The 13235-nt window shown below is 61.7% G+C and carries 17 protein-coding genes; 6 read left to right on the top strand and 11 right to left on the bottom strand.

What is annotated here, in order from left to right; all coding sequences use genetic code 11:
- Positions 1 to 71: 71 nt before the first annotated feature.
- The gene (locus tag ACVOLL_RS08850) at positions 72 to 941 is read right to left on the bottom strand and encodes an MBL fold metallo-hydrolase (protein ID WP_481512559.1); all 870 of its coding nucleotides are present in this window, start codon (positions 939 to 941) and stop codon (positions 72 to 74) included.
- Between ACVOLL_RS08850 and ACVOLL_RS08845 the strand changes: the two genes are divergently transcribed.
- Positions 935 to 1903 carry a GlxA family transcriptional regulator gene (locus ACVOLL_RS08845; protein WP_481512558.1) on the top strand — a complete coding sequence of 323 codons (969 nt, stop codon included), beginning with the start codon at positions 935 to 937 and terminating at the stop codon, positions 1901 to 1903. The genes ACVOLL_RS08850 and ACVOLL_RS08845 overlap by 7 nt on opposite strands.
- A 127-nt stretch (positions 1904 to 2030) precedes the next feature.
- Here the strand turns inward: ACVOLL_RS08845 and ACVOLL_RS08840 are convergent, their stop codons facing one another.
- Complete coding sequence (locus ACVOLL_RS08840) at positions 2031 to 2300, bottom strand: putative hemolysin (protein WP_481512557.1); 270 nt, start codon at positions 2298 to 2300, stop codon at positions 2031 to 2033.
- 307 nt (positions 2301 to 2607) lie between these two features.
- Here ACVOLL_RS08840 and ACVOLL_RS08835 point away from each other — a divergent pair, with 307 nt between their 5' ends.
- Together ACVOLL_RS08835 and ACVOLL_RS08830 are read left to right on the top strand one after the other, a co-directional pair.
- Entirely contained in the window at positions 2608 to 2916 is a 309-nt protein-coding gene (locus ACVOLL_RS08835; protein WP_481512556.1) for a hypothetical protein, read from the top strand.
- A gap of 242 nt (positions 2917 to 3158) precedes the next feature.
- The gene (locus tag ACVOLL_RS08830; protein WP_481512555.1) at positions 3159 to 3389 is read left to right on the top strand and encodes a DUF1653 domain-containing protein; all 231 of its coding nucleotides are present in this window, start codon (positions 3159 to 3161) and stop codon (positions 3387 to 3389) included.
- Between the two features lie 479 nt (positions 3390 to 3868).
- Here the strand turns inward: ACVOLL_RS08830 and ACVOLL_RS08825 are convergent, their stop codons facing one another.
- On the bottom strand, positions 3869 to 4417 hold the full coding sequence (locus ACVOLL_RS08825; protein ID WP_481512554.1) for a DUF805 domain-containing protein: 549 nt from the start codon (positions 4415 to 4417) through the stop codon (positions 3869 to 3871).
- Between the two features lie 248 nt (positions 4418 to 4665).
- On the opposite strand from ACVOLL_RS08825, the gene ACVOLL_RS08820 reads away from it, so the two are divergent.
- On the top strand, positions 4666 to 5040 hold the full coding sequence (locus tag ACVOLL_RS08820) for a hypothetical protein (RefSeq protein ID WP_481512553.1): 375 nt from the start codon (positions 4666 to 4668) through the stop codon (positions 5038 to 5040).
- Positions 5041 to 5201: 161 nt separating this feature from the next.
- On the opposite strand, the gene ACVOLL_RS08815 is transcribed toward ACVOLL_RS08820, so the two are convergent.
- From ACVOLL_RS08815 to ACVOLL_RS08790, 6 genes are all read right to left on the bottom strand, one after another.
- On the bottom strand, positions 5202 to 5513 hold the full coding sequence (locus ACVOLL_RS08815; protein WP_481512552.1) for a hypothetical protein: 312 nt from the start codon (positions 5511 to 5513) through the stop codon (positions 5202 to 5204).
- A 53-nt stretch (positions 5514 to 5566) separates the two neighbouring features.
- Positions 5567 to 6283, bottom strand: coding sequence for a LamG-like jellyroll fold domain-containing protein (locus ACVOLL_RS08810; RefSeq protein ID WP_481512551.1), 717 nt, complete (start codon positions 6281 to 6283; stop codon positions 5567 to 5569).
- Positions 6283 to 6783, bottom strand: coding sequence for a hyaluronate lyase N-terminal domain-containing protein (locus ACVOLL_RS08805; RefSeq protein ID WP_481512550.1), 501 nt, complete (start codon positions 6781 to 6783; stop codon positions 6283 to 6285). The genes ACVOLL_RS08810 and ACVOLL_RS08805 overlap by 1 nt, the downstream gene beginning before the upstream one ends.
- The gene (locus tag ACVOLL_RS08800; protein WP_481512549.1) at positions 6783 to 7283 is read right to left on the bottom strand and encodes a hypothetical protein; all 501 of its coding nucleotides are present in this window, start codon (positions 7281 to 7283) and stop codon (positions 6783 to 6785) included. Before ACVOLL_RS08800 ends, ACVOLL_RS08805 begins: the two co-directional genes overlap by 1 nt.
- A complete protein-coding gene (locus ACVOLL_RS08795) occupies positions 7283 to 8080 on the bottom strand; it encodes a hypothetical protein (RefSeq protein ID WP_481512548.1) in 798 nt (265 codons plus the stop codon). The genes ACVOLL_RS08800 and ACVOLL_RS08795 overlap by 1 nt, the downstream gene beginning before the upstream one ends.
- A 64-nt stretch (positions 8081 to 8144) precedes the next feature.
- Positions 8145 to 8645 (bottom strand): Rha family transcriptional regulator, encoded by a 501-nt coding sequence (locus ACVOLL_RS08790; protein ID WP_481512547.1) that lies wholly within the window; start codon positions 8643 to 8645, stop codon positions 8145 to 8147.
- Positions 8646 to 8894: 249 nt separating this feature from the next.
- Between ACVOLL_RS08790 and ACVOLL_RS08785 the strand changes: the two genes are divergently transcribed.
- Both ACVOLL_RS08785 and ACVOLL_RS08780 read left to right on the top strand, forming a co-directional pair.
- Positions 8895 to 9290, top strand: coding sequence for a Rap1a/Tai family immunity protein (locus ACVOLL_RS08785; RefSeq protein WP_481512546.1), 396 nt, complete (start codon positions 8895 to 8897; stop codon positions 9288 to 9290).
- A 1-nt stretch (position 9291) separates the two neighbouring features.
- Positions 9292 to 9534, top strand: a complete 243-nt coding sequence (locus ACVOLL_RS08780) for a hypothetical protein (protein WP_481512545.1) — start codon at positions 9292 to 9294, stop codon at positions 9532 to 9534.
- Here the strand turns inward: ACVOLL_RS08780 and ACVOLL_RS08775 are convergent.
- Positions 9531 to 11729, bottom strand: coding sequence for a hypothetical protein (locus ACVOLL_RS08775; protein WP_481512544.1), 2199 nt, complete (start codon positions 11727 to 11729; stop codon positions 9531 to 9533). The two genes, ACVOLL_RS08780 and ACVOLL_RS08775, sit on opposite strands and share 4 nt — an antisense overlap.
- Entirely contained in the window at positions 11729 to 13234 is a 1506-nt protein-coding gene (locus ACVOLL_RS08770; RefSeq protein WP_481512543.1) for a hypothetical protein, read from the bottom strand. Before ACVOLL_RS08770 ends, ACVOLL_RS08775 begins: the two co-directional genes overlap by 1 nt.
- Position 13235: the final 1 nt, after the last annotated feature.

Below are 13235 nucleotides of genomic sequence, written 5' to 3'. Positions count from 1 at the left end.
GCCGAGCCATGCTCGGCATGAGGCTTTCCCGTTAACTCCCCTTGCCGAGCATGGCTCGGCACTACCCTTGCTCAGAACTCGAGCACCTCACCATCAGCGGGAACCCGCAGGCGATCCGCCAGCCCAGCCTCCTGCGCAGCCAGCAGCAACGCCTGCCGACTCACAGGGCAATGGCTCAACGCCTCCAGATGGTTGGCAACAACAAGGCCTTCGGCAATTCGCGTAAACGCCAGCGCCTCATCCACCCCCATGATGATCTCGCCGCCAAGATCAAAGCGCGCGCCGCCGGCTGGAATGACACAGATATCCGGCTGATGCCTGCGCACAAAGTCTTCGACGGCGGGCGTAAGCACGGTATCTCCAGACAGATACAGACTAGGCTCGCCGGGCATCTCAATCAGATAGCCCACGCCGTGCTCCATGAAGCGCCCGATCACACCGCGGCCGTGAGTGCAGCGCACGGTACGAATGTTTCCGTCCAGAAATGGACTGCCAAGTTCATGCGCCTCAGGCAACGGCTGCACGTTCAAACCGCGCGTCGCCAGATGCCCAGCATCATGCGGCGTGCAGATCACCGGAATGCGACGCTCACGCAACCAGCGTTTGCCGGCACGGTCCAGATGATCGAAGTGGCCCTTCTGACAGTGGGTAATCAAACAGTGGGTGACCGACTGCAGCGCCGGTTCGGCTTCAGCTGGCAGATCCACCAGCGGGTTACGTTGCAGACCGGCAAACAGGCGCAGCGGCGGCAGCGCCGCCCTGCCCGCCAGCATCGGATCGACCAGGATCCGATGCGGGCCGATTTCGACAATGATCGTAGCGTTGCGGAGCTGCTGGATTTTCATGGCTTGGCCGGTAGAAAGAGGCCCCATGGTGAGCCGGCGCAGCCTGGTCGATAATGGCGAGAAACGCCATATTCCATTCAATTCCGGCCATGCCAAGAACCTGCCAGATCGGCCTCCTGCTCTATCCCGGCTGCATGCCTGCCGGCCTGCTTGGCTTCGCCGATCTGCTGCATGCAACCAATCGCCGCACCGGCAAGCCGCTGTTCCAAACCCGTTTCGTCGGCTTGAAAGCCGGGCCGGTCAACTGCAGCCAAGGTCTGGAAATGCAGGCCCATGGCAGCGTCGACGACCCACTTCTCGACGCCGTGCTCGTACCCGGGTTCTGGGCCGAATCCGCAGCCGAGGTAGAAGCCACGCTGCACAACAACGCCGCACTGATAAGAGCGCTTGCGCGGCTCCCCAAGCGCTCGCGGTTGTGGAGTTACTGTGTGGGCGTCAGCCTCGCTGCAGCCAGTGGACGTCTGGATGGGCAAGCCGCCACCGCCACCTGGTGGCTGCTCGACAACCTGAGCAAGCGCCATCCGAAGATACGCTGGCAAGCAGAGAACACCTGCATCTACGCAGCGCGACAAGCCACGGCAAGCGGCGTCAGCGGCTACCTGCCGATTGCGCAGCATCTGATCGAACAGGCAGTCAGCCCCGCCATCCTGCAGGATCTGGTCAAGCTGATGGTGCTGCCAAGGCCGGCGCAGACCCACGATGCCTTCCAGGCGCTGAGCCTCATCCAGCAATCCAGCAGCCTGCTGCGCAAGCTGCACGCATTGGTCGAGACATTGCCTGCCGATCAACTGACCGTGGACAAGCTCGCAGAACTACTGGAGATGTCTGGCCGCACACTTGCGCGCAAGGTGAAGGGCGAAACCGGCTGCCCCGCAGCAACGTATTCGCGCCGAATAAAACTTGCGCAGGTAGCCGAGCGCTTGACGCTGACCTCGGCATCGCTTTCAAGCATCAGCAACGAACTTGGCTTCAGCAGCGACTCGAACCTGCAGCGGATGTTCAAGGAGCTGACCAAGCTCACGCCCATGCAGTATCGGCAGCGGTTTTCGCGCGAATGATGGCAACGAGCCGAGCATGGCTCGGCACTACATCGCATCACGCATGACTGGGCTTCGCGCATCCTGCTCGTCGTTGAAACACGATGCGCACAGATGTTGGCGGCCATCCAAGCCAGAAAGCCAGCCCCTATTTGGTGCCAGCTGCGTTATCGCGCCGGAACAGCTCCCACTCTTCGATCTGGGTGCCATCGGCAAGGTGGCAGATGCAGTACTCGCCACCTTCGCTGTTCTTCTTGATCTCGACCTTGCCGCCCTTCTTCACGCAATACTCGGATGCAGGATTGGCCATGCCTACGCGCGGCGCGGCGGTATCGGTCTTCGCGTCATTTTTCGGTGCACAGCCCGCGACCGCAGCGGACATCAACAAGGCAAGGGTACAAAGAACAATAGATTTCATGGATGCTCTCCAGGGCGACTGCCCTATTCTCGGCAGCAGACCAGCAACAGATTGTGATGACCTTGCGGCCTTCCGCCAACTCGGTGGAGCACTGCATTCGACGCCTCGTGCGAGAGCATTGCACGCACGTATCGATTATGGGAGAGAGCGCCAAGGACTACAGCCAAGGACTTGGATTGCCGGAATGGCCTCCGCGCCAACCGTCCACTGAACACAACAGCGCTACCCGCAGCATTGCGCTGCAGCTGCAGGTTTGAATGCCCATCTGCCAGCCAGTAAAATCCGCCCTTTGTAGAAGGAGAGGAACGTGGCCAAAGACGAGCTGCTTCACGACATGTTGAACACCTTGGACAGGCTTATCACCGTCTTCTCTTCAGCCACCCCGGATGAGAAAGCCTGGCGCGAGGCGATCATCGAGATGCGTGAGATCCGCGCCTCATTACCCGCATCTCCAATGCTGGAGAGATTCGTGGGCAAGCGCATCAGGCAGTCTCTCGATATTCGTGGCCTTAGCCTCACCAACGGCCCAGCCACGCGGGCGCTCCTCGGCCCCACCATCGTGGCCAACCTGACGCTGGCCAGGCAAGTCCTGGAAGGCTACCTGGGCAAGCGCTGAGGATAGACGCGAGTAGCCATTCACTCTTGGCGGCCCCTGACCTGATCGGAAATCAGCGACCGGGTTACATCAATGCATTGAGGCAAGGTTTCCAATGTTCTTCGGGGTTTGACCGGCACAAGCATGCTTGAGCCAATATGCACCTCTCGCCATGGATCGGCATCGGCCTCGTTTTCAATGCGCGGGCAGCCCTTTCTTCCGGCTGCTACGATCCGCCGCCCTACCCGACAGAGAAATCGTCAATGTCCGACCTTCCGCCTCTTCCCAGTCTCGCGCTTGGACGCTATCGCCATTTCAAAGGCGGCGAGTACGAAGTCATCGGCCTCGCCCGTAGCAGCGAAACACTGGAAGCTCTGGTCCTCTACAAGCCCTTGTATGGTGACCTGGGCATGTGGGCCCGACCCTATGCGATGTTCGTGGAACAGGTAACTGTCGAAGGCGTGCCCCAGCCAAGGTTTGCCTACCAAGGCTGATACCTGCGTGCTGGCGCGACCATTTCACGCGCAGCACCGTGCCAGAGCCGAAACGAATCACAACGAGACGGGCCCGCGCAATGACAAGTTCAGAGGCAGCTGACGCTACCGATGTCCCCACTTCTTGAACGCTATCTCTGCCGTCTCAGCTCGCAATCTGCGCTCATTCCGCCGCGCCCATTCCTCGCATCCCGCCTTGCCGGTCTCGTAGCTCCGGCAGTTGCGCGGCGGATGCAGCACCGCTCCACCAGGTGGAGGCAAGTGGTACGCGAGGCTAACGAACCACGATCCGTCCAGCCGCTCGACCAGCCGGGATACGGCGAGCTCGTTGACGTAAATCGCCGTTAGTTGGCTTTCGAAGTCGGCCACCTTGGCCCATTTAAAACCGTCAGGGAGCATGGCTGGCCGGAAGGCGGAGGGCCGATGCTAGCTCCCTGCTGTCGCTTGGGATGAGATCGAACAATCCTGCAGAGCCAACCTCAACCTCTAATCACCTCGGCCGGCTCCTTCGCCCTGGTGGGATACGTGAGCAGATAGAGCAGCACCAGGATGCCACCAACCGGCGCCAGACTGATCAGCTGCCACCACGGGTTCAAGCCGGCGTCGCGCAGTCGCCTGGTGCAGGCCGCGATCCAGGGCAGCAACACCAGCAGCGAGGCGATCTCCAGCGCCCATTGGCCAATGGCCTCAGCGAAAAGCTGGGCGAAGGCAAGCACCATCGCAACAGCCAGTGCAAACCACCAGAAATCCGCCCGCGGGGTTGTGCCGGTGAACTCCAGGCCGCGCAGTACGCCGTCGCGCATCGCCTCCAGCGCTGGCTGACTGGGCGACGGATTGCCCGTCAGCAGGCTTTCGGCAGGCACCTCGAAGACGGCAGCCAGTGCCCGCAAGGATTCCGTCGAGATCTTCGCGCCCGCCTCCAGGCGCTGGATGGTCCTCAGGTTCAAACCGCTCAGATTGGCCAACTGCTCCTGCGACCATTGCCGGCCAGTGCGGAGCTCGCGAAGTCGGGCGCTGTTGATGTGCATGAAAGATCCCTTGAATCAGTTGTTTGGCTCACCGACATCATCCAGCCCTTCCCCGCCTTGCGTGACGACATCAGCCCGACACGGGCAGGACACGGACCCGACCTGGCACTGACGGCCCTAGGCTCGGCCCGAGCATACCGCCCTGCGCGCCCGTGATTCATGCGTTGGGTATTCACCCAGAGGGCAGCCTGCATCGGGATCGCTTGGAGGCCGGCGGCGGCCAATCTCTGTTCCACTGCATCCAATCAATGCGTCATGCCTTGAGCAATGAAAGCCAGCATCTCGTCCATGCAGACGCCAGAGGGCTGCTTGCCGGACGGGACTCCTGCGTCGACTCCCCATCCTCACCGATCACTTCTGGCGACTGGGAGGAACGCAGCCGCACTTGCGACCGCATCAAAGCCATTACCCACGAACAAGTAGACCTGACCGGGATGCGTTGCGTGATTGCTTCCACGACCGAGCATTACCTCGGCGGATCCGAAGCGCCATGGCAAGCAGTCAGCACCGGGGTTGCGCTGCCGGAGCAGTGGACACTTGGCAGCCAAAACGAAAAAGGGCCCGCGCACTTAAGCGCAAGCCCTTGTTCGTACTACAGTAGTGGTCGGGACGGCCGGATTTGAACCGACGACCCTCTGCCCCCCAGGCATCGGCACTGATCGCAGCAAGTTGTTGGAATGGCTAGGAAATATGGGGTTGCAGCGCTGGTCCGAAAGCCTCCACAACGGCCTTTACGTATCAACGAGTTACGCGGCGATAGGGTGCACTCACGGCACTACCAAGCTCACCTCGGCACCCTTACCTCAGCCGCTGGACGCTTGCTGATCAGCGCCTGCAGCACCAGCTTCTCCCGCGATCGACGGCGCGGCTTCACCGGCCGGCTGGGCAGATCCTTACCCCGCGCCGCAATCCAGCGCTCCACCCACATCTTGCCCTGGCGGTGCGAGCCGGCCGTGAACCAGAAGGGCCGGCCTTGCCAGTTGAGGGTGCCGGCCACCCTGCCCGCCTCCAGCTGCAGCACCGCCACCGTCTGGTAGTTGAAGCACAGGTAGCAGGCGTCGGGGTTGTCCAGCCAGCGGTAGGGGTTTGGGAGCATGGCCCAGCTTGAAGCCGGGGCGTCTCAGGGGCTGGGACGGCCAATATGGTTAGTCAAAAGTTCGGGAAGGCAGCTGCCGGTGGCGTGAAAGCCGATGAGTAACGCCCGACACCCTTGGTGATCCGGCACTCGTCCAGATAGCCGCCAAGAATACTGTCAAAGTTATCCGCAGAAGACGTGTTGCCGAGGCGGAACCGCTGATTCGCATAGTTGGTTGCATCTGTGTAGCTGGAGCCTACTTGGGTGCCGTTGACGAAGAGTCGCGTGACGCCGGACACCCTGCTGACGGCCCAATGCACCCATGCATCTACAAGGGGAATCGCGGTGGTGCCGGTAATTCTTGCTCCCCCCCCCTGGTAGTAAACCAAGTTTGTCCCATCAACATACAACGACGGGTAGGCCCCGTTCACCCCTGTAGGACGGGTGTCAAAGACAAACCTAAATCCGCTCTTTGACGTGCTTACGTTCAGAAACCCCTCAATCGTGAAATCGCCTGTGCCAAATGCAAAGGCCGAGTTGCCATTCGATGTAATGCACCCATAGCCGCTATTCACTGCGGCAGGCACGCTGGCACTAGATCCGCCAAAGCGCGCCTTCGTGGTGCTTATCTCAGCTCCCGAGACTCGGCTCCAAGTTGTCCCCGCCACCGCATCTGTGAACGTTGTGGTGCCGTTTGCGGCATCAAAATGCAGAAGAGAAATGACATTCGCCCAATACGGATCTGGGAGGACACTGCCGCCAGCCCCTGCGACCATCAGGCGCCGGAGCATTACGCGCTCTCCTGCATGGCATAGCGCCAGGTCGTACCGTTGTCAAAGGTCTTGGCCGACAGGATGGTGACCGAGTTGGCCGCTGCCGATATCGCGGTGTCGGAGCCGCCCAGCGCCTTGAAGGCCGCAGGAAGAGTCAGCGTCCGGCTGCCGGTGGCGTCCTGAGTGATCTGCAATTCGAACTCGCTGATTTTTCCAGCGCCAGCCAGATTCGACACAACTAGCGCGGCATTCGCCGTCATGGCCAGCGTGAAGTTCTTGGCAAGACCGGCTCCGCAATCCACGGTTGCTGTGCCGCTGACGATGGAGACGGCGGCCACTGGATCAGCGCTGCCGCCCGTCGCGTTGGTATAGGCGAGCGAGTTCCATGCCGTCACGCCGTCACCGATCTTGCTGCGCCGGCTGTCGGTTTCCCAGCCAACCTCCCTTGCGGCCAGCACCGGGTTCGCGGCCGTCCATGCCGCCGCCGTATCGCCACGCTGTTGAATCTGGACAGCCATCAGGCGCCCCCTCCATTGATTGTAGTGGTGCCGCCGTAGACCGAGCTGGCCCGGCCACCGTCGAGGTTGTTGACACCGAGTTCGATTGCCCGAGGCTCCCATTGGGCGCCAGTCCATTGGAGGACGTCATCACCAGCAGGAATGCCTTCAACGTCCGAAAGATCTGCGAGGGCCGCAGGAGAGGTCCCGGCTACGAGTCCATGCCCCTCGCGCGCAATCTTCAGTAACTCGCCGCCGCCGGCATCTGGCAGGGTGGCTAGTGATATCTGCACCAGCCCGCCTGCCAGCGTGCCCTGCGAGACAATCGGCAGAACTCCCCTGACTTCACCTCCAGTTCCGCTGCCGGATAACGCGGCCAGCTCCCTCTGGATCTCCGCCAGCTGCTTCGACAGATCGTCAACGTTGAAGGTCGTCGGAATCTGGCTGAGGTAGTTCCACCACTCGCGAGTGATGAGCAGCGCGCCAGTAATAGGCGCGGTCGGCTTGGGGATCATGGCCATCAGGAAGCCGCCACCAGGCCTTGCGCAACCCACTGAAACACCACAGGGCTGACGATGTTCTGCTGTGAGGTGTTGCCCTCTGCGACATCAAAACCAACGGTGAAGCCGGTGGCCGTCGGCACTGCCGTGAGGTATGAGACAACGGGGCCGCCCGGCTGTGTACCTGGAGTCGCAGTGATCGTGACGCTCGGGACAGTGCCAGTCTTGAACGGCTTGGCGAAAGTGATGGCCAGCGTAGTCTGGTTGAGTCCTGATACTGGAGCCGTGCCGGTGCCCTTGAGGATCTGCCAATCGGTGTCGCCACCGGTCTTCATCACAGCCCGGTCAAGGCCATCGACCTGGGCAGCAGGCGGCGCTTCCGGCGGGGCCTTCCAGATCAGGTTGGACCCATCAGTGCCCAGGATGTAGTCAGCCGAGCCCGATGGGTCCGGAACCTGCAAGATGGCCTGCATCAGCCAGTTGCTGCCATCGCTGGTCAGGAACTTGTCCGCTTCCATCGGAGGCAGCGCGGCACCTGAGCCCTGCCCGCTGTCCAGGTCGCGGGTCCAGACCACCACGCCGTCGCCGTCCCGCAGCGTCACGGTGTAGCCGCCATCGAGCCAGATATTGGTGTCAGTTCGGCCGGCCGAATCGAGCAGAACCGGGTTGGAGTTGGGGGTGGCCTGGTCAGGGTCGGACCAGGTGCCCTTGGGCGTGGTCGTCCCGAGATCGCAGAAGGTCAGCGAGCCCTCGGCGCAGGGCTTGAGGCCCAGTAGATCCATCAGGACCGGGGCGGGATTGTAGAACCTGTAGCTCATGGGGACTCCAGAAATGACAAAGCCCGCATGAGCGGGCCGTTGGGGTGTCGGGTTGCGGGCTGGATCAGCCGGCGAGCAGCTGCGGAGCGAACTCTTGCTCAAGTTGCAGGCGGCGCTGGCGCAAGTTCGGCAACGCCTGCTTGCGTTCCAGCATCAGATGCGAACCGAAGGAGGCGCGGCTCAACGAGTCGGCATCAGCAAGCTGCAGCGCCTGCAATTCCTGCCAGACGGTCAGCTCTTGGGCAACACCGGCGCGGCGAGCCTCTCCGAACGCATGCACCAGGCTTGCCTTCAAGTCGACCACCTTGTCCAGGTTTCGGGAAAGCGAAAGCAGGAAGTAGCACTGATCCTCGTTCAGTAGCGCATATGTTTCCTTCTGTCCTGTTCGGCTACCACCAACAGGTGTGATTTCAAATCGCACCTTTCCAAACTGTTCGAACTTGTCGCCATAGCGGGTGATCAGGCGGTAGGTGCTGCGGTGCCCTGTACCGAGCTGGCCGGCAATATCCCGGCTATCCGCGCGCGGCTCTCGGTCTATTGCGGTCAATTGGATGATATTGGTCATTCATCTGTCCTCTTCTGTCTGAAATAGGACACGGCAAAGCCGGCGGACAGATACGCCAGCCGTTCGGGGATCAGCCTATGCCGTGGTTAAAAAGTAGGCCCCGCAGGTTTGAGCCTGAAGGGCCTTGGGATTGAGTCAACGGAGGTGCCTGCCGAAGCCCTCTCCGTTGAATGACGGGCCGGGATGCGCTACGGAGCCACAGGCAACCCCGCCAGCCGCCTGTTATCCTCGCGGCATCAAGGAGGGGGTATGGATAAATTGCGCAATCCGCTGAAAATCTTGGCGGCTTCTGTCCTGCTGGCAGGGGCTTCGCCGCTCCCGGTGTCTGCGGGCATTAGTGATTTCTCAACTGCCACAACTGGCGCCCTTTCACGCGCATGCCAGCCGGTGCGCAACTTCCAGCGCGGCGAACAGATGTCAGGCGAACAGGAGTTGGTGGTTGGGGTTTGCTACGGATACTTCTTGGCCGAGGCTGATGGAGACCCTATTGCGACGCCGCTTTACTGTCCTCCGGACCGAGTGACCGTTGAACAAAGGGCCCTGATTTTCCTTAAGTGGGCGGATGAGAACCCCGAGCATCACAATATGGATAGAAGTGTTGGCGTAAAACTGGCACTGATGTCCGCATTCCCGTGCCCGAACTAACATGACCGACTACGAATCCCTCGCTCACCTGTCCCGCTGGCGCCGTTTGGTGATCTGGCTGTTTGAAGACAAGGTGGGTTACAGCATCACGAGCCTCGCCTTCATCTTCACCCTCTTCTCGCCAATCTACTTCTTCAAGTGGTGGGGGTTGGCGATTGTCACCGCTGCCCTTCTTGGCTTCTGGGCCGGTTACAGGCTGGCCAGCTCTTTCGCAAAAGCTGGCCAGATCCCGCCAGAGGTTTAATCGGTCAACCACTCCTTCCCGGCTTCCGCGCCGGAAACTGGCGCTAGTGGATTCGCTCCGTTATAGGGCCGCAACACCCCCTTAACCACGCCCTCAGCCTTCACGTTCTGTATGCCGCGCCCAACGACATTTGCAGCCGGTCCAAGCACCGGAATGCCGCCAGTCGCAGCCCCAAGCATCTGGAAGAGCATTCGCATACTGCGCTCCGCCGTCCCTGATGACCTGGCCATGTCACCTCTTGCCACCATCGGCTCCAGCGCATTGGCCAGCCGGCGGATCTCCTTCCACTCCGCGTCCGTGTAGAGCGCTTTGGCCACGCTTGCGTTGTTGTATTCGGTGGTTCGGATGTTCCGCAAGATCTGGCCGGGAGCCAGTGACTCGCCATTGTTGCCACGCGTGAGTCTGGCGAAATGAGCCGCGCGTAAGCCGCCCATCACTTCTGGGTCATCATTGGCAGCCGTGCGCAGTCGAGCGATGAAACGTGCACCGCCAGACTTGCTGACTTGAGACGCGCCGAGGGCGATATTCATCAGCTCTTCCGGCGTGCGGCTTCCATCGAGCATGCCGGTGATGAACTTGTCCGAATCCTTTCCGCCCTCAAAGCGGCGGCCGAACTCAGCGCGCAGTGCGCGCGCCTCCTTCAGTTGCACCAGCGCCGCCGGATCGCCGCTCACCAAGGCCGTATCCACTGCCTCGTCCATCCAGTTGTCGAACTCGCGTTTGATTGCGGTCAGCGCTGCGCGATCTGAAGGATTGGCAGCACCGCCAATGGCGTTATTCAAGATGCGCCGCTGGGTTTCCAGTGCACGCAGGGTTACGCCATTGACGTTCGGATTCCTCATGATTTGGCTGGTGGCGGCCTTCACTTGCTCCAGCGTCCGGTACGCGCCAGGCGTGGTGGCAGGATTTACATCGAAGTCGCGCACCGCGTCCCGCAGTCGATCAGGTACCTGGTCGACCGAGTCGCGGCTGACCGTCACGGTACCGGCGCCACGCACGTTGGAATAGGCATCGTCTATCCGCCCTTTCAGCTCATCCGCCTGCTGCCGCAAACGGCCCGACGAGCCCTGGACTAGCTCGCCCGGACTTGCCATAGCTCGTCCGCCAAGGCGTCCGCCAATGTCGTTTACAGCATCATCGAGACGAGCCAAGTTGTTTCGCTGCATGCCCTCAAATGCAGGCGCCCCGCCTGGCGACTGGCGAAGAACCTCCTCCTGAGACAGCTGATTGAATTTCCTTGCCGGATCGGTGATGCGCTGTCCTTGCGTGTACTGAAAACCGAACTCGGCATTGCCAAGGGCGGCGCGCGGATCTGCGCCGAGTCTGATCTGCTCCATCTGTGCCGCCATCTGCGAGAGCATACTGGGTGACGGGTTTGAGACGCCTTCCCCGGAAAGCATGGCGAGGGCAGACCGGCGATTTGCTCCAGAGTTGGTGCGACTGAGCTGTGCCAGCTTATTGCCGGCTGCAGACAGTCCAGTGCCAGCAAGCTCTCCGAGACCACCGCCAACGGCGCTGATGGCCGCACGTCCGGGATCGACCTTGCCCCCGCTCACTGCCGCGTGCATGGCGGCATCCTGTCCGCCCGCTACGGCGCCCTGTACACCCATGCGGCCGAGTGTTCCAAGGTTGCGTGCCTGAGCCGCTCGACCAGCCCATGCCGCAGGTAGGAAGGACGCAATGACATTGGCTGCGACATTGGTCCCGTCCTGGAAGTCGAATCCCTTCTCGTTGACCTTGTACTGGCTGCCATCAGCCAGGATGACGCCGTACCCACCATCTGGATCACGAACTACGCGCCCCCCAGATTTCTCGGCCACGTACTCGGCAACCCCCTTCTCTCCACCAAACATGTCCTTCAGCGTGGCGACAGTCTCTTGGCCAAGTCCTAGCCCTGATTTCTCTCCGAAGTCCTGCGCTGAGAACAATGACTCCGCCTGATCGCTAACCCGCATGGGCAGTGGCGCGCGCATCTTGGCCTCACTCATGGGCGTGCCGCCAACGATATTGATCTCCAGCGCACCGCCACCACCTGACTCACCATCTTGCGGGGGCGGAGCTGTGCCGTAGCTCGCAGGGTATTCCTTGCCATCGTATACGACCGGGTCGTTGTCCCACGGCGTTGCGCTGGCTGCTGGCGCCGGGCCACCAGCTGCAGGCGCCACAATCTCGTCCTGATCCCACGGATTGGCCATCAGCGCTTCCTCCGCTGCATGCCATCCGGCGAGATGTAGAGCGCGCCAGACGGCAGCCGACTGTAGTCATCGGCCGACTGGATACGGATTGCTGGCTGCTGGCCGCTGCCCTGCGGCGCTGCTGGCCCGGCTTGGCTGCCAGAGGGGTTGCTGGCGTACTTCTGATTCAAGCGGCGCACTTGCTTGATCGCGGCAAGGCGGACCGATACCGGCAGATACTCGTTTGCAACGTCACCGGCCATCTGCTCGTACAAGCGCACATCCACGTTCGACTGCGGGCCCTCCATTCGAGGCATTTTTGATGTGAGCTGCCCGCCAATGGTCTTCAGCGCAGCGTTCGCGGCCGCCCCCTCAGTGCCATAGCCAACGGATCCGGCCACCATGTTGCCGATGGCGGCGGCGGCACCGCCCGAAGCGCCCCCGAGCAACTGCTCGGCCTCATCGATCAGCCCGATGACCTCATCAGCATCGCGCGATCGCTTCCTATCCTTCCCGCCCTGCTCGGCTCGATCCTTCGCCGCTTGCACGCCTTCAGCCTCTCGAAGCGCAGCATCAGTCCGCAAGTTCAGCTCAGTGGGAAGGTTCCGCAGCTGTACGTCTGTTTTCGCCTGCTCAGTGAGCGCCGCCTGTTCTTCCGGTGAACGGCCAACGAATACGCCGCCAGACGCAGGACGCTGCACAGACTGCGGCGGCAGCTGGTAGCTGTCACTTCCGCCGCTGTTCGCCACATCCGCCTGCACGGCCTGCCACTGCGCCGGGGTGAGCCCTTCGCCGATAGCCACACGGCCATTCGGAGTGTCATACATCCCCGCAGCAGGAGCGCCCTGCGGCGCACCAGCCGTGGCAGAAATAGCTCCGGTCTGCGGGTTGAAGCTGGTTCCGTCCGGCAGATCGATTTGGCCCGTCTTGCCATTGAGCACACCGATACGCTCACGCCCGTCTGCGCCAGTGAACTTGACCTGCGAGAAGCCAGACGACGACGCCCGCCCATCAAGGCCCAGGTTGACGCGCCGTGCCCGCATCTGATCTTCCGGAGAAAGCCCGGCGGTCATCATCTGGAACGAGCGAACGTCGGTCGGGGTGGAGTTGACACCCTGATACGCCTGCACAAGCGACTGTGCGGCCTTGTCGATGATCGGGGCGGTCTGCGCGTTGTATTCCTGCGGCAGCTCGGACATACCGAAGCGCGACAATGTGGGCACCATCTGACGGTAGATGCCAGCCCGCGCCTGCTCCGGCGCACCAGTGAGCATGCGCGCCATGTTCACCATCGTGGTATTCCGGCGCTCGTCGGAATAGGCGATCTGCTTTTCAATGCCCTGAGCTGCGCCGGCGTCCACCGACGCAGCCTGCGACAGGATCGAATCGCGCTGATCCGCAGGAGCGCCGTAGGCCTGGCTGGCCAGCTGGTTGATCTGCGAGGTATCGCGCTGCTGCTTGATCTGCTGCCCGATGTTCAAGCCGCCCTGCAGCGATGCCAGAAAGTTCTGCTGAAAGTCAGCCATT

It is taken from the genome of Stenotrophomonas sp. STEN035, assembly GCF_056759935.1.
This window is presented reverse-complemented; position numbering and strand designations above follow the sequence as displayed.